The sequence below is a fragment of the Kribbella antibiotica genome, assembly GCF_004349055.1.
GTDB lineage: Bacteria > Actinomycetota > Actinomycetes > Propionibacteriales > Kribbellaceae > Kribbella > Kribbella antibiotica.
The window spans coordinates 1-15,790 of the sequence record NZ_SMKX01000119.1 but is presented as its reverse complement, the minus strand read 5'-3'; the positions used below and the strand labels follow the sequence as shown (position 1 = coordinate 15,790).

General features: G+C 67.0%; 16 protein-coding genes. 12 read left to right on the top strand and 4 right to left on the bottom strand.

The genetic code is table 11. From position 1 onward, the window contains the following. Positions 1–30 precede the first annotated feature (30 nt). The gene (locus E1263_RS30685; protein WP_132173693.1) at positions 31–798 is read left to right on the top strand and encodes a MerR family transcriptional regulator; all 768 of its coding nucleotides are present in this window, start codon (positions 31–33) and stop codon (positions 796–798) included. Here the strand turns inward: E1263_RS30685 and E1263_RS30680 are convergent. After that, positions 795–1,397: a DUF642 domain-containing protein gene (locus E1263_RS30680; protein WP_165956800.1), complete on the bottom strand. Its 603-nt coding sequence runs from the start codon at positions 1,395–1,397 to the stop codon at positions 795–797. The two genes, E1263_RS30685 and E1263_RS30680, sit on opposite strands and share 4 nt — an antisense overlap. A 120-nt stretch (positions 1,398–1,517) precedes the next feature. Between E1263_RS30680 and E1263_RS30675 the strand changes: the two genes are divergently transcribed. The 5 genes from E1263_RS30675 (at position 1,518) to E1263_RS30655 (ending at position 5,661) form a co-directional block, all read left to right on the top strand. Next, complete coding sequence (locus tag E1263_RS30675; protein ID WP_132173689.1) at positions 1,518–2,465, top strand: ABC transporter ATP-binding protein; 948 nt, start codon at positions 1,518–1,520, stop codon at positions 2,463–2,465. Further along, positions 2,465–3,247 (top strand): ABC transporter permease, encoded by a 783-nt coding sequence (locus E1263_RS30670; protein WP_132173687.1) that lies wholly within the window; start codon positions 2,465–2,467, stop codon positions 3,245–3,247. The genes E1263_RS30675 and E1263_RS30670 overlap by 1 nt, the downstream gene beginning before the upstream one ends. After that, entirely contained in the window at positions 3,247–4,047 is an 801-nt protein-coding gene (locus tag E1263_RS30665) for an ABC transporter permease (protein WP_132173685.1), read from the top strand. The genes E1263_RS30670 and E1263_RS30665 overlap by 1 nt, the downstream gene beginning before the upstream one ends. A gap of 40 nt (positions 4,048–4,087) precedes the next feature. Further along, the gene (locus tag E1263_RS30660) at positions 4,088–4,831 is read left to right on the top strand and encodes a class I SAM-dependent methyltransferase (protein ID WP_132173683.1); all 744 of its coding nucleotides are present in this window, start codon (positions 4,088–4,090) and stop codon (positions 4,829–4,831) included. A gap of 83 nt (positions 4,832–4,914) precedes the next feature. Further along, on the top strand, positions 4,915–5,661 hold the full coding sequence (locus E1263_RS30655; protein WP_132173681.1) for a hypothetical protein: 747 nt from the start codon (positions 4,915–4,917) through the stop codon (positions 5,659–5,661). On the opposite strand, the gene E1263_RS30650 is transcribed toward E1263_RS30655, so the two are convergent. Then, on the bottom strand, positions 5,654–6,922 hold the full coding sequence (locus E1263_RS30650; RefSeq protein ID WP_165956799.1) for an aminoglycoside phosphotransferase family protein: 1,269 nt from the start codon (positions 6,920–6,922) through the stop codon (positions 5,654–5,656). The genes E1263_RS30655 and E1263_RS30650 overlap by 8 nt on opposite strands. Before the next feature lie 61 nt (positions 6,923–6,983). Between E1263_RS30650 and ilvA the strand changes: the two genes are divergently transcribed. From ilvA to E1263_RS30630, 4 genes are read left to right on the top strand one after another with little or no spacing between them, the layout of a single operon-like run. After that, a complete protein-coding gene (gene ilvA, locus E1263_RS30645) occupies positions 6,984–8,186 on the top strand; it encodes a threonine ammonia-lyase (protein WP_132173677.1) in 1,203 nt (400 codons plus the stop codon). 10 nt (positions 8,187–8,196) lie between these two features. Further along, positions 8,197–9,510, top strand: coding sequence for an extracellular solute-binding protein (locus E1263_RS30640; protein WP_132173675.1), 1,314 nt, complete (start codon positions 8,197–8,199; stop codon positions 9,508–9,510). Then, positions 9,507–10,361 (top strand): carbohydrate ABC transporter permease, encoded by an 855-nt coding sequence (locus tag E1263_RS30635; RefSeq protein WP_132173673.1) that lies wholly within the window; start codon positions 9,507–9,509, stop codon positions 10,359–10,361. The genes E1263_RS30640 and E1263_RS30635 overlap by 4 nt, the downstream gene beginning before the upstream one ends. Continuing rightward, positions 10,358–11,164, top strand: coding sequence for a carbohydrate ABC transporter permease (locus tag E1263_RS30630; protein WP_132173671.1), 807 nt, complete (start codon positions 10,358–10,360; stop codon positions 11,162–11,164). The genes E1263_RS30635 and E1263_RS30630 overlap by 4 nt, the downstream gene beginning before the upstream one ends. Here the strand turns inward: E1263_RS30630 and E1263_RS30625 are convergent. Further along, positions 11,154–12,167, bottom strand: coding sequence for an alpha/beta fold hydrolase (locus E1263_RS30625; protein WP_132173669.1), 1,014 nt, complete (start codon positions 12,165–12,167; stop codon positions 11,154–11,156). The two genes, E1263_RS30630 and E1263_RS30625, sit on opposite strands and share 11 nt — an antisense overlap. A 12-nt stretch (positions 12,168–12,179) precedes the next feature. Next, positions 12,180–12,611, bottom strand: a complete 432-nt coding sequence (locus E1263_RS30620) for a MarR family winged helix-turn-helix transcriptional regulator (RefSeq protein ID WP_132173667.1) — start codon at positions 12,609–12,611, stop codon at positions 12,180–12,182. A gap of 88 nt (positions 12,612–12,699) precedes the next feature. Between E1263_RS30620 and E1263_RS30615 the strand changes: the two genes are divergently transcribed. Further along, positions 12,700–14,199, top strand: a complete 1,500-nt coding sequence (locus E1263_RS30615; protein ID WP_202869132.1) for an MFS transporter — start codon at positions 12,700–12,702, stop codon at positions 14,197–14,199. 117 nt (positions 14,200–14,316) lie between these two features. After that, positions 14,317–15,162, top strand: coding sequence for a hypothetical protein (locus E1263_RS30610; protein ID WP_132173665.1), 846 nt, complete (start codon positions 14,317–14,319; stop codon positions 15,160–15,162). Positions 15,163–15,790: the final 628 nt, after the last annotated feature.

The following is a 15,790-nucleotide window of genomic DNA, read 5'->3' as shown; positions in this document are numbered from 1 at the left end:
GTCACCCTCCAGCGAATTACAGTCGACGGTGTGGAACGGACGGTCAGTGAGGTCGCGAAGCTAGCCGGGGTGTCGGTGCGGACGCTGCGGCACTACGACGCGATCGGTCTGCTGCCACCGGGGCACGTAGCGCCCAATGGCTACCGGTACTACGGCCGTGCGGAGTTACTGCGGTTGCAGCGCATCCTGCTATTGCGTGAGCTCGACGTGCCGCTGCCGTCGATCGGTCGGATCCTCGCTGAGCAGGACGACGAGATGGCCGCACTGCGCGACCACCGCGAGCAACTGCTGCGGGAGCGGCGGCGGCTCGACGCGGTGATCGGCTCGGTCGAACGAACGCTGCAGGGACTGTCTGGTGACCAGAGCGTCGGCGACGAGGAGTTCTTCGCCGGTCTGTCGGTTAAGCGGTCGGAGTTGCAGCAGGACCTCACTGAGCGCTTCGGCCCAGGTGTGGGTGCGTCGTTCGAGGAGGCGGTCCGCGCAACGAAGGGCTGGGTCCGCGAGGACTACGAGCGGATGGCCGACGAGGGGCGGCGGCTGCTGCTGCGGATGGCCGCGGCGCGGGCTAGGGGCGTCGTACCGGACTCGCCTGAGGCTCTTGAGCTGACTGAGCTGCACTACCAAGGTGTGCTGGAGCTATGGCCGGCCGATGCGACCGGCTACTACAACCTCGGTGGCGTCCTGCTGGACAACGCGGACCAGCGCGCGATGATCGCGTCGGTCGACCCCGAGCTGCCGCCGTGGTTGTCGGCGGCAGTGCAGGCCTATGCAGTCCGCAAACTCGGGTATCGGCCTTAGTGGATGCGGTTGACGGTGGACGCTGACGCGGGGCAGAGGACCAGCAGGCAGCTCTCGACCTTCAGATCGTCGATCACCGCGCCGTATGCAGTCCCAGTGGTCCCGTTGAACTGCAGCACCGACGAGGTCGACAGCAGGTTGGTGAAGTAGAAGCTGCGGTAGACCCAGCCCATGTTGCCGGGGTTCTTCCCGGCGATGCTGAAGGTGAAGGAGTCGACGTCCTGGCCGTTGACCTGGACCTTGCCACTCTTCAGCACCGGCGGGCCCTGCGTGTTGCCGGCTACGGCGAAGGTCACCTTGTACGTCGTGAGCAGCTGAGCGGGCAGTGTCCGGGCGATCGAGCCGTCCAGGGAGCCGTTGAGGTCGAGGGACTGACGTCCTTCGGCGTCCTGCCACAGGGTGACCGTGTCGACGGTGCCGGCCGTGACCGTCCAGCCGTCGAACTGCTGACCGGTGAAGTACTCCTGGAACGCCGCGGACACGGGCGGATTCTCGAACCCGGTGGAATAGACCGTCGCCGCCGAGGCGGGTGCCGCGGTCAGGGTGACGAGCAGCGTGGACAGGGCGAGCAGGAACGTCGTACGGCGGAGCTTGGACACAGCAGCCTCCCCAGGCAGACGAACGAGTCGCCACCCTAAGATCACGCTCCGCACCCGGCGCAAGCGGTCGACGCGGACACCAGGACGAAACTGTCGGTGATTCCGCTTAGGGTCTTGGGTGTGGAAGAACAGCGGGAGTCCTTGGTTCATGTGCGCGGCCTGAAGAAGTCGTACGGCGACTTCGAGGCGGTGCGCGGGATCGACCTGGACGTGTGGCGGGGCGAGGCGTTCGGGTTCCTGGGGCCGAACGGCGCCGGCAAGTCGTCGACGATGCGGATGATCGGCGCCGTCTCGCCGACCAGCGGCGGCACGCTGCGGATCCTCGGCATGGACCCGGCGACCGAGGGCCCCGCGATCCGGGCCCGGCTCGGCGTCTGCCCGCAGGACGACACCCTCGACACCGAGCTGTCCGTCCGCGAGAACCTGACGATCTACGGCCGGTACTTCGGCCTCAGCCGCGCCGAGTGTCGCGAGCGCGCCGACGAGTTGCTGGAGTTCGTCGCGCTGACCGAGAAGGCGAAGGTCAAGGTCGACGAGCTGTCCGGCGGGATGAAGCGGCGCCTGACGATCGCCCGGTCGCTGGTCAGCAAACCTGATCTGCTGCTGCTCGACGAGCCGACCACCGGGCTCGACCCGCAGGCGCGGCATCTGTTGTGGGACAAGCTATTCCGGCTCAAACAAGCCGGCGTCACGCTCATCATCACCACGCACTACATGGATGAGGCCGAGCAGTTGTGCGACCGGCTCGTCGTGATGGACGGCGGTCTGATCGCGGCCGAAGGTTCACCGGCTGAGCTGATTCGCGACTATTCGACACGTGAGGTGACCGAGCTGCGGTTCGGTCCCGAGGTGATGATGTCCGATCACGACGCCCTTGCAGGCAAGGTTTCCGACCTGGCGGAGCGGATCGAGGTGCTGCCGGACCGGCTGCTGCTCTACACCGATGACGGCGAGCGCGCAGTTGCCGCCGTCCATGAGCGCGGGCTGAGCCCAGCCGCAGTTTTGGTGCGGCGTTCGACGCTCGAGGACGTGTTCTTGAGGCTGACCGGCCGGACGTTGGTGGACTGATGTCGATCGCGCTGGAGAACGGCCGCCGTCAGTACGACTACTGGCTGACGGTCTACAAACGGACCTGGAAGGGCACGCTGATCAGCAGCTTCCTGCTGCCGATGCTCTACCTGGCCGCGATGGGGATCGGCCTCGGGTCGTTCGTCGACAGCAACGGAACCGATGCGCTCGGCGGCGTGAGCTACCTGCAGTTCATCGCGCCCGGTCTGCTCGCCTCGACCGCCTTGCAGATCGCGGTCGGCGAGTCGACGTACCCGGTGCTGAGCGGTTTGAAGTGGCAGAAGTTCTACCACTCGATGATTGCGACCCCGCTGCGTCCGGCGGATGTGGTCTACGGACAGTTGACGTTCATTGCCTTCCGCGTGGCGACCACCTGCGTTGTGTTCCTGGGGATCATCGCGCTGTTCGGCGGGCTGCACTCGGCGCTCGGTGTGCTCGCCTTGCCGGTGGTCGTGCTGGTCGGGATGGCAGCCGCGGCTCCGGTGGTCGCGTTTGCGAGTTCGCTGGAGAACGACTCCGGGTTGGCGATGGTGTTCCGGTTCGGCGTCGTGCCGGCGTTCCTGTTCTCCGGTGCGTTCTTTCCCGTCTCGCAGCTGCCGAACTGGATCGAGTGGCTGGCCTACCTGAGCCCACTGTGGCACGGCGTGCAACTGTCGCGCGACCTCAGCCTCGACACGGTCCACCCCTGGCTCGTGCTGCTCAATATCGCGTACCTGCTGGCCTGGTTCCTGGTCGGCACCAAGCTCGCCGTCCGCGGCTTCACGAGGAAGTTGATCAGCTGATGGCGACCTTGACCGCCCGGGTCGTCCCGCTGCCGATGCGGCTCGGCGGCCGGCACATCATCGAGCGCAACTTCCTGCTCTACAAGCGATCCTGGATCGTCTTCCTGTCCGGTTTCACCGAACCGGTCTTCTACCTGCTCTCGATCGGCATCGGCGTCGCCCAACTGGTCGGCGACTTCACGCTCGCCGACGGCACCAAGATCGGGTACGCCGCCTTCGTCGCCCCCGCGATGCTCGCCAGTTCCGCGATGAACGGTGCGATCTTCGATTCGACGTACAACATCTTCTTCCGGATGAAGTACGCCAAGCTCTACGACTCGATGCTGGCCACGCCGATGCGCCCGTGGGACATCGCGACCGGTGAGGTGACCTGGGCCCTGCTCCGGGGTGCCTGCTATTCGGCGATGTTCGTGCTCGTGATGCTCGCGCTCGGCCTGGTCACCTCGTGGTGGGCGCTCGTCGCCTTGCCCGCCTCGATCCTGATCGGCTTCGCCTTCGCCGGCGCCGGGATGGCGCTGACCACGTTCATGCGCAGCTGGCAGGACTTCGAGTTCGTCCAGCTCGCGACGATGCCGATGTTCCTGTTCTCGGCCACCTTCTACCCGATCGAGACCTACCCCGGCGTCATCCGCTGGCTGGTCGAGATCACCCCGCTCTACCAAGGCGTCCACCTAGAACGAGCCCTCACCACCGGCACCGTCAGCTGGACCCTCCTGATCAACGCCGCCTACCTCACCGCCATGGGCGCCACCGGCATGTTCATCGCCTCCCGCCGCCTCGGCAAACTCCTCCTGAAGTAATCCAGTTGCCGGGCCCCAGGCTGCATGGTGTGGTTCGGGCATGGACTGGGCCAAGAACTTCTATTCAGAGACCGGCCGATGGTGGGCCAAAGCCGAGGCGCGCATCGGCGACCGCGACCATCACCGGGTGGCACAGCTCCACGAGTACGCCGGGAAGCAGCCGCACCGCGTGCTCGAGCTCGGTCCCGGTTACGGCACCACTGCCGCCGTGACGGCGAACGCCGGTCACACGGTCACGGCCGTTGAGCTCAGCGACCGGGCGACCGTCGCGTCAGCCTTCGCCGCCGAGGTCACCGGCGGGACGATGACCGTCATCAACGACGACTTCTACGCCGTACAGCTGGAAGGCCCGTTCGACGTCGTCTCCTACTGGAACGGGTTCGGGATCGGTTCGGACGCCGACCAGCGGCGGTTGCTCACCCGGATCGCCGCCGAGTGGTTGCGGCCGGGTGGCGTCGCGTTGATCGACGTGAGCAATCCCTTCGTCTGGGCCAGCTGGCACGGCGACGAAGAACACCTGATGCCCAACCCGGAGCAGGGGTACGAGCACGAGTTGTACGAGACCACGACCTTCGACCCGATCACCTCGACGGCGACCGACACCTGGTGGCGAGCCGATCTGCCGGAGGAGAAGCACAGCCAGCACCTGCGCTGCTACACGCCTGCGGATCTCGCCTTGCTGGTGGCCGGCACCGGTCTGACCCTGACCACTGTCGTCGGCGACCCAGCCGGTTTGCTCAAGGACCAGCACGAGTACCTGGCCGTTCTGCACCACGAGGTCTGACCGCGGTCACGGGATGTCAACGGTTCGCCACGGATCGGAACCATCGACGTTTGGTGGGGCGTCGAACAGGAATGATGCGCGGGGTGAGGAATCCGATCGGGGCACTGCGGCGGGCCCAGCAACTGCGTGCGCGGCTGAAGTTGCCGCGGGAGCGGTTGGTGGGTGGGCGGCGACGGTGGATCCGGTCGTCGATGGATTGGCTGGCGGGGGAGTTCGGCCACGACGTGGTGACACGACCGATCGTGCTGCCGAGTGACGTCATACCGGCTGGGTACGACGGGTCGTTGGGGGCCGCGGAGGATGTGTGTGCACGGGTTGCGGAGCGGATGGATCTTGAGCCGGGCCAGTGTGCGTTGAGCTTTGGGCTGGAGGAGGCGGCGCACCGGCACCGGGTGGGGATCGTGCGGGAGGCGACCGGGCGGTGGATTCGGACGACCACCGGCAACGAGATTCAGCTGGCGCCGAGCCTGGCAGCCGATCCGATCGCGCTCACGGCGATCTATGCGCATGAGGTCGGCCACGAACTACTGCTCGGCACCGGCCGGATCACCTTCGCTCACCGCCCTGACCACGAATCGCTGACCGACCTGCTCACGGTCTTCTACGGATTCGGCATCTTCACGGCCAATGCGGCGTACGAGCGTCGTCCGCACCCGAACGGCCGTGGCAAGCAGCCGCTGGCGCGCGGCTATCTGCGTGAGACCGCGTTGGCCGAGGCGCTCGCGTACTACGCCTTGCTGCGCAACGAACGCGAACCGGCCTGGGACAAGCACCTCGACCCACCGGTCCGCCGAGTCATGCGCAACCACCTCAAGGTACTGACTACTTGAGCAGGCTTTTGAGCCACCACTCCGCGCCCTGAGCCATGCCCGCGGCCCCCAGCGGCGGACAGTGGTCGATGAGATACAGCGACGTCATCACCTGGTACAGCCCGCCGATCTCTTTGGCCAGCGTCAACGCGCGACGCAGGTCGGCGGGAGCCGCATACTCCGCCCACCCCGCGAGGTAGGCGTCCATCAGCCGCGGGTCCTGCGAGATCGGCGACCGCTCCTCGATGAACGTCACCAGGTCGAGGAACGGATGCGCGAGCGCTGCATCGCTCCAGTCGAAGGCCAGCGTCACGCCGTCGCGGACCGCGATGTTCCGCGGATGCAGATCCCCGTGCAGCAACGTCTCCGGTACGCCGATCGCCGCCAGCTCGGCGATTGCCGCCCGCAACTCCTCAGCTCGCTGCGGCAACTGCGCACGCTGATCTGCATCAAGCCGCTCGGTCGCCGGATTCGGCCCGACCAAGTAGTCCAACGCATCAGCCAGTACGGCGAGCCTCCGGTCGACGCAGCCCGCCTCGAGCAACCGCTCGCCCCGATTGACGTAGCTCCGCTGCAACCGCGCGTGGCGCTCCAAAGCATCTATCCACACCGAGATCTCCGGCTGCGCATCGAGCAGCTCACCAAGATCCGGCAGCAGCATCCAGCCGCGCTTCTCGTCGATCGCCAGCGGAGTCACGACCGCGCCGGGGTGATCGGACGAGATCGCTGCCATGAACGACGGCTCGTGCGCGAACAACAACGGAAGCGCATCCGGGCGCGCGGGAGTGATCGTGCTGGAATGCCCGATCGCCTTGAAATACACAGCGCCCGCGGCGGTCGGGACGCGCAGGACGTTCGACAGTCCCCACGACCGCACCTGGATCGGCCGACCGGTCCGCGGTGATTCGAGCTGATCGTCGATCCACGGCAGCACGTCGTCGTACCAGCCCGGCATTGTCCAGGCCGGCGTGACGGGCGCGCCGAGCGGGCGCGCGAGGTGCTGCCGGGCGAGCGCGGCCGCGGGATGATCCACGTCCCGCACCCACTGAGCATTAGTCGGTACGGCGCCGGTCGACAACATCAGGTACGTGACGTCATCCGTCGACCGCTCGATCAGCGTGAGCACATAAGCCTCGATCCCGGTCTGCTCCTGCAAAGTTTGCAGTGGCTGCTCGACGTCGGGATGCCAGAACCGCCCGACCGGCTCAAAGGTCGGCAAACCCGTCGGCAGGACCAGAATTGCCTGGTCGGACGGGCGGATCACCACGGCTGTCACGGTCACTGCTGCAGGGTAGTTCGCGGAATTCCCCAGTGCAGGCGCTTTTCCTGCGTAGGGTGAGGACGTGATCGATGCCAAGGACATCGCGCGGGCCGCGGATCTGTTGCACGACGTGGTCGCGCCGACGCCGTTGGAGTACTCGCGGTGGCTCAGTGAACTGGTCGGTGGGGACGTTTTCCTCAAATGCGAGAACCTGCAACGCACCGGGTCCTTCAAACTCCGAGGCGCCTATGTGCGGATGGCGCGACTGTCGAAGGCCGAGCGCAAGCGAGGTGTCGTTGCGGCCAGCGCCGGTAATCACGCGCAGGGCGTGGCGCTGGCGGCGCAGCTGCTCGGGATCAAGGCGACCGTGTTCATGCCGCACGGCGCGCCGATCCCCAAGGAGAAGGCGACCCGCGCGTACGGCGCGGAGATCCGCTTCACCGGGACATCGATCGACGACTGCCTGCGCGAGGCGCGGAAGTTCGAGGCGGAGACCGGCGCCGTACTGATCCATCCGTTCGACCACCTGGACATCGTGGCCGGGCAGGCGACCGCCGGGCTGGAGATCGTCGAACAGTGCCCGCAGGTGCGGACTGTCGTCGTACCGACTGGTGGTGGCGGTCTGCTCGCCGGGATCGCGACCGCGATGCAGCGCGACGGCATGCCGATCTCCGTGGTCGGTGTGCAGGCGGCGGGAGCGGCGGCGTACCCGGCCTCGCTCGAAGCCGGTGAGCCCGTCCAGCTCGCGGGGATGAGCACGATGGCCGACGGTATCGCCGTTGGGCTGCCCGGCAAGGTGCCGTTCGAGGCCGTGCAGCAGTACGTCGGTGATGTCCGCACTGTGACCGAGAGTTCGTTGTCCAAGGCCCTCTTGCTGGTGCTCGAGCGCGCCAAACTCGTGGTCGAGCCGGCCGGCGCCGCGGCGGTGGCCGCCGTACTGGATGATCCGAAGTCCTTCAAGCCGCCGGTCGTGGTGGTGCTGTCCGGCGGCAACATCGACCCGCTGCTGCTGATGCGGGTGATCCGCAACGGCATGGCGGCGGCCAACCGCTATCTCTCGCTCCGGGTGCGGATCCCGGACACGCCTGGCGGCCTGGCCAAGCTGCTGACGCAGCTCGCCGAGCTGGACGCGAACATCATCGAGGTCGTGCACGAGCGGATCTCGGAGTCGCTGAGCCTCGACGAGGTCGAGGTCGCGCTGCAGCTCGAGCTCCGCGGCGAGGAGCACCGCGAGCGGGTCCTGTCCGGCCTGAGCGGAAACGGCTACACGTACCTGCTGAACTGAGGAGCCGAACGTGAAGAAGACGATCATCGCGGCGGTCGCGCTGGCGCTCACCGCAACCGCCTGTACGCCGGGATCGGGCAGTCCGAGTGGTGGCGCGACGGCACCGACGACCGTGAAGACGGATGCCGCCGCGCTCGGCCAGGTCGAGCTGACGGTCTGGGACCAGGAGGTCCGAGGCGGTCAGGCGGCCCAGATGGCTGAGCAGATCAAGGGGTTCGAGGCGAAGTACCCGAACATCAAGATCAAGCGGGTCTCGCGGTCGTTCGACGATCTGAAGACGACGCTGCGGCTGGCCCTGTCGGGCAACGACGCGCCGGACGTCGTCCAGGCGAACAACGGTCGCTCGGACATGGGCGAGTTCGTGAAGGCCGGTCAGTTGCTGCCGCTCGACAAGTGGGCCGAGGCCTACAAGTGGGGCGACCGCTATCCGGCTTCGGTGCTGCAGTACTCGCGGTATTCGGCCGACGGGAAGACCTTTGGCGAGGGCAACCTTTACGGGCTGCCGCAGGTCGGTGAGGTGGTCGGGCTCTACTACAACAAGACCAAGGTCCCCACGCCGCCGGCGTCGTGGGCGGAGTTTGAGGCAGCGCTCGCGAAGGCGAAGGCGGCCGGGGATGTGCCGCTGCAGTTCGGCAACCTCGACAAGTGGCCGGCCATCCATGTCTTCGGCACGGTGCAGGACCAGTTCGTGCCGGCTGACCAGATCACCAAGCTCGCATTCGGTCGGCCGGGTGCTTCGTGGAAGACACCGGAGAACCAGCAGGCCGCCGAAACGCTCGTTTCCTGGGTGGACAAGGGCTACTTCAACAACGGCTTCAACGGGCAGGGTTATGACCCGGCCTGGCAGGACTTCGGTAAGGGCAAGGGCACGTTCCTGATCGCCGGGACCTGGCTGCAGGCCGATCTGCAGAAGGCGCTCGGCGACAAGGTCGGCTTCATGCTGCCGCCGGGCGGAAAGCCCGTCACCGGTGGCACCGGTCTGCCGTTCGCGATCACGAACAAGGCCAAGAATCCGGATGCTGCCGCGGCGTACATCAACTACATCACCAGCCCGGACGCGATGAAGGTGCTGACCTCGACCGGCAACCTGCCGATCGCCGACACCGCTACGCAGCAGGCTCCGGCCGGTCTCGCGGGCGACATCTTCAAGAGCTTCGGTACGGCGGTCTCCACCGGAGCGCTCGCCCCGTATCTGGACTACGCGACGCCGACCATGTACGACACGCTCGGCGCCTCGCTGCAGGATTTGCTGGCGAAGCGGGCCACCCCGGCGCAGTTCCTGGACAAGCTCGAAGCCGACTACAGCAAGTTCGCCGGAAAGTGAGTTCACCACCTGGTGAGCCGCGCCGGATCGGCTATCTCTACATCCTGCCGGCGTTCCTCGTGTACGGCGCGTTCCTGCTCTACCCGTTGATCCGCGCGGTGCACCTGTCGTTGTTCCAGTGGGACGGGATCACCCTGGGCAAGTTCGTTGGCCTGAGCAACTATTTGGATGTGGTTCGGGATGCCGGACTGCGGGCCGCCTTCGGGCATGCGCTGGTGCTGATCGTCTTCTACTCCGTGCTTCCGGTCGTGATCGGGCTGGCGCTGGCGACGGTGTTGCACCGGGCAAGGGTTCGTGGGCTCGGGTTCTTCCGCACGATCGTGTTCCTGCCGCAGGTCGTCGCGATGGTCGTGGTGGCGGTTGCCTGGCGCAACATCTACTCGCCTGATGGGCCACTGAACGACGTACTGGGTGGTTCGCGGGGTTGGCTGGGCGACTACACGTTCGCGTTGCCGGCGGTCGGGGTGATCGGGACCTGGATCGAGACCGGGCTGGTGACGGTGTTGCTGCTGGCGGGGATGGCGCGGATTCCGTCCGAACGCTATGAAGCGGCGCGGCTTGATGGCGCCGGCCCGGTGGCCGAGTTCTTCGCGGTGGTCCTGCCCGCGGTGCGGGGCGAGATCGCGGTGGCCGTGACGTTGACGGTGATCGCGGCGCTGCGGACCTTCGACCTGGTGTACGTGACCACGAGCGGCGGACCTGGTACGTCGACCAGCGTGCCGTCGTACGAGGTGTATCACCGGGCCTTTGAGCTGGGCCAGGTCGGTTCGGCGGCGGCCGTTGGTGTCTGCCTGACCGCGCTGATCTTCCTGATCACGCTCGGGGTCAATCGAATCGCGGAGCGGGCATGAGAGCGTCGCTGGGGGAGCGGATCGGCAACTACACGCTGCTGATCGTCTTCGGGTTGTTCGCGCTCGGCCCCATCGTGACGATCATCGCTGCAGCGCTCGGTCCTGATGACGCGGGCGGCGGGACGAGCGGGTTCGGGAACTTCGGCAAAGCCTGGGAGATCGGGCACTTCGGGACCTACCTGCGGATGAGTGTCGCGGTGTCGGTGACCGTCGTGGTGGTCAGCGTGCTGTTCTCGATCCTGTCCGGCTACGCCTTCGGGACCATGCGATTCCGCGGCGCATCGGCGTTGTTCTACCTGTTCCTGATCGGGATCATGATGCCGACCGAGGCGATCGTCGTACCGCTGTACTTCGATCTGCGGACGCTCGGGCTGACCGACACGTTCTGGGCGGTCGCGCTTCCGCAGGTCGCGCAATCAGTTGCCTTCGGCACCTTCTGGATGCGGGCCTACTTCCGCTCCTCGTCGCGGTCGTTGGTCGAAGCCGCCCGCCTCGATGGCGCCGGGCACTGGCGAACGCTCTGGCTGATCCTCGTCCCACCGGCCCGGCCTGCGCTGGTGACCCTGATCGTGCTCGTCTTCATGTGGACCTGGAACGAATTCCTGATCCCGCTCGTGATGGTGACCAGCGAGTCGCTGCGGACGGCGCCACTCGGTCTGGCCTTCTTCTCCGGCCAATACACCTCGGGCTTCACCCTCCTCGCCGCCGGCGCGGTCATCGTGGGCACTCCCGTCGTACTGGTTTATGCCTTCCTGCAACGGCATTTCATCGCCGGCATGCTGGAAGGCGCCGTCAGGGAGTGACCAGCGGACGCACGTAGGTGAGCAGGCTGACCAAGGTCTTTCCGGGCTCCTCCCAAGGCGCAAGGTGGGCGGAGTTCTCGAACCACACAGCTTGCTTGTACGGCGCCTCGACCGTGGCCAGCCAGCTCTCGACGGGCGCGGTCGGGGTCGTGTAGTCGTGCCGCCCGAAGAACATCACCAGCGGAATCGGGAACGCGGTGATGGTCGTCAGATCGGTCGCGAGCATCTCGTCGAGGACCCGGCCGAGCGTGAAGAGGTTGCCGTCGTCGATCGTCGGAACGTCCTCCGGCTGATAGTCGGGGGACAGTAGCGGCGCACCGAAGTAGTAGTCGCTCTGGTGCCGGTAGGCGCTCAGGCCACCGCGGTGCTGCGCCCACTGGCGGGCGATGATGATCCGCTCCCGAGTCAGCGGCTGGTCACCGGGGTAGGGCGCGATCGACGCGAGCTGCTCGAGCGCCTCGGCATCGTTGTGCAGTTCGGCCTGGGCGACGGCGTACTGGTAGCAGTGCGTTTCGTTGGCCCGGGCATCGATCACTTGGCCGATTCCGACGTACGCGTGGAAGAGGTCCGGCCGGGTGTGGGCTGCTTGGAGGCCGATCAGGGTGCCCCAGCTATGTCCGATCAGGATCAGCTTGTCGACGCCGTACCGCGTCCTGATCTGCTCGGCGAGCTCGATCGCGTCCTCGACGTACTGGGCGATCGTGAGGGTGTCGGCGATCGTCGCCGGATCGACCGAGCGGAGCGTGCGACCGGCGGCGCGCTGGTCGTAGGTGACGACCGTGAAGTACTCCTCGATCGGCCGCTGGAACTGCCAGGCGCCCGGCGCGAGCGGGGTGGCAGGACCGCCGTGGATGAAAAGGATCACCGGATTCGACCGGTCCTGCCCGCGGGCGTAGACCCAGTGGTCGATCCCGCCGGCGCGCAGCTGAAAGTTCTCCTGGATACCGTCCGGCGCAACGATGTGGTGCAGGTCGGCGATGATCTCGCGAGCTTCGTCGGTCACCCGACGATGGTGTCAGTCGGCCGGGTCGCAGCTCTTGGTGAGCGGCGCGTGCAGGCGCTCGGCGAGGACCTCGCGCTGGGTGGAGCGCGCCTCGTGCTGGCGGAGCAGACCCTCGTCGGTGAGCTTGACGATGACCGCGCGGCGATCGTTCGTGCACATCAGGCGGGAGACGAGGCCGTCGTTCTCCAGGCGGGCGATCACGCGGGAGAGCGCGCTCTGGCTCAGATGCACCGACTTGGCGACGGTGGCGATCTTCGCCGAGTGGTCGGGGATCTCGGCCAGCCGCTCGAGCACTTCGTACTCACTCATGCCGAGCGAGTGGCCGGCTTGGAGCGCGCGGTCGAGAGCGCAGGTGATATCCGCGTGGCGGGCAAGGAGCTCGCGCCAGGCACGCACATCGGCGCTGATCTCACCAGTCTCAGCGCTGACCTTCGTCACGGTCATGGCGCCGAACATACCATGCACGCGCAATGTATGCAAACACATTTAATGCCTAGACAATAGATGCACACGCATGAAAGAGTCTCCCCTCGTGACACAGACAACGCACCCCACCCCGCCTGCACGGATGACCTGGGACGCCCGACTCTGGGGCGCTCTCCTGGTGGTCTGCGGCGTGATCTTCCTCGACGGCCTGGACGTCTCGATGGTCGGCATGTCCCTGCCCTCCATCGGCGCGGACCTCGGCGTCGACCTCTCCTCGCTCCAGTGGGTCGTGACCGGCTACGTGCTCGGGTACGGCGGCCTGCTGCTCCTCGGCGGCCGAACCGCCGATCTGCTGGGCCGGCGCCGGGTCTTCCTGGTCGCCCTGGCCGTCTTCGCCGTGGTCTCCATGCTCAGCTCGCTGGCCACGAATCCCGAACTGCTCATCGCCGCGCGGTTCGTGAAGGGAGTCGCTGCCGCCTTCACTGCGCCGGCCGCACTCTCCATCATCACCACCACCTTCCACGAGGGCCCGGACCGTAACCGCGCGCTCTCGATCTTCACCACCTGCGCCGCCAGCGGCTTCTCGATGGGTCTGATCCTCGGGGGCGCGCTGACCGAAATCGGCTGGCGCTGGACCTTCCTGATGCCTGGCCCGGTCGCCCTGATCGTGCTGCTGTTCGCCATCAAGCTCATCCCGACCAGCCCGCGCGAAGAGGTCTCCGGCGGGTACGACGTACCAGGTGCTGTCACCGTGACCGGCGGCATGCTCTCCCTGGTCTACGCAGTCGTCGGCGCCGAGAGCGCCGGCTGGGTTTCCTTCCAGACCATCGGGATGTTCACGCTGGCCGCCGTACTGCTGGCTGCCTTTGTTGTGATCGAGCAGCGCTCCAAGCACCCGCTGGTCCGGCTCGGCATCCTGCGCAGTGGCTCGTTGCGCCGGGCGAACCTGGCCGGTCTGACGGTCTTCGGTGCGTACGTCGCCTTCCAGTTCATCGGAACGCTTTACCTGCAGAACCTGCTCGGCTGGTCGTCACTCGAGACCGCGCTGGCGTTCCTGCCGGCCGGCCTGCTGGTGATCAGCCTGTCCCCGAACGCCGGCAAGATCGCCGACCGGATCGGTACCGACAAGATGATCATCGGCGCGATGGCGCTGTTCGTCGTCGGCTACGGGCTCAGCCTGCGGATCGGCCCGGAGTCGGCGTACTTCTCGACGATCTTCCCGAGCATCATGCTGATCGGTATCGGTTTCGCGATCGGGTTCCCGGCGCTGAACATCCAGGCGGTCTCCGGCGTGGCCGACGACGAGCAGGGGCTCGCCTCCGGTCTGTTCAACACGTCCACCCAGGTCGGTGGCGCGGTTGTCCTGGCCAGCGTCACCGCAGTGATCAGCAGCCAGTCGGTCGGCGTGACCGTGCCGGCCGACATGCTCTCGGCGTACAAGCCGGGTCTCGCGGTCGTCACCGGCGTCGCCGTTCTCGGCCTGGTCATCGCCCTCACGGGTCTGCGCGGCCTGCGCAGTCGCCGGGCTCTCGAGGAGACCGAGGCGGCCGAACTGACCGCCGTACAGAAAGAACTGGCGGAAGAGCAGATGACTCCGGCCGCCTGAGTCACATATGAGATCTGCGGGTCCCGGGCTACTCAGCCGGGACCCGCAGTCATGTTCGGGGCCGGGCCGGGGCTATCCCGTATTGGTTTGCACCCTTCGGAGTGGTCGACTTAAGGCATGAGCAACCAGAGCGGGTACGACGGGCGGGTCAAGGACATCCTGGATCGAGTGGCCAAGGGGCACCTCACGCCGGATGAGGCCTCGACCCTGATCTCCGCTCTCCGCCCGGCCGAGGAGCCTGTCGCCGAGGCTCCGGTCGTCCAGGCCGAGGTTGTTGAGGAGGCTGTGGAGGCGCCGGCTGAGGAGGAGATCGAGCACAGCACCGTGCAGATCCCGACCGGCGTCCAGCGCGTGACGATCCGCGCGATCGGCCGCCGCGTCCGGCTGATCGGCGAACCCGCCGTGGACGGCGTCTCGGTCGACGGCCCGCATGTGATCAAGAAGGACGGCGACACCCTCGCGATCAACAGCGAAGGCGACATGGGCGTCTCGGTCGACGGCCTCAGCCTGCTCCGCAACCCGACCGACCTGAAAGCCCACGTCAACGGCCTCGCCAAAGAACTCCAGATCCGCGTCAACCCCAACCTCCAGGTCGAGGTCGAGGTCACCGGCGGCAGCGTCAACGCCGAACGCGTCCCGAACCTGACCCGAGTCCGCGTCACCGCCGGTACGGCGAAGGTCACGGACGTCGAAGGCCCCATCGACGTACTGGTCCAAGCCGGCTCCGTCACCGTCGACGGCCAGATCACCAAGGGCCGCTCCCGCGTCCGCGTCGAGTCCGGCATGGCCACCGTCAACCTCCGCCGCGGTTCCGACGTCCACGTCCACACCGAAGCCCAACTAGGCCGAGTCACCTGGACCGGCGCCGTCTCCGGCCAATCCAAAGACGTGGAAATCGGCCGCGGCCGAGCCGCCCTGGACGTAGAGGTCCTAGTAGGCAGCGCCCAAATCACCGCCGACTGAACACCCCGCTCCCGAAAGGACACCGCCTCCGGCGCCCAGGAAAGGACACCGCCTCCGTCGGCGACACCCCTTCGGCGCTCCGGCGCGTGCGCACGGTCGCGCCGCATCGCGATCACACGCCAAGCCGTGGTCATCGCGCGCTAGCTGGACCGCCGCGCCTCACCGACGATCGGGTGAGCAGCTGGGAGCGTCGGCGGACCTGCATCACCCAGTAAGCGGCGGCGATCGACCGGGCTCACGCTCAGGGGTCGTGCCCACCTGGGTGACTTCCAGGGGTTGGTGGGTGATGCAGGACCGGGTTAGAGGGGTGCCTGCCTGTCGCCGCGGCTGCTTGTGCCCGCCTTGCGCAGAGCAGTAGCGATCCTCCGCAAAGCGGCCTCAACTAACCTGACTCCGCCACCGCTTGGCGCGGGAGAAACAAGCGCGGGCCCCGGGCCGGCGGGCCATCACCAGTGGTGGTGGCCGTCGATTCCCCGCGTGGGTTCGGGCGGGCCGGCCGATGGTGATGACGTGGGGATCCGGCTCGGTCGGTTGCTGACTGCTCTGGGGGGCGGTGTGGTCAGTGGGGATCGCCAGGCCATCGCAATTTGTGGGGATGGGGTGGTTCGCGCCTGGCGGAGGGCGAGGG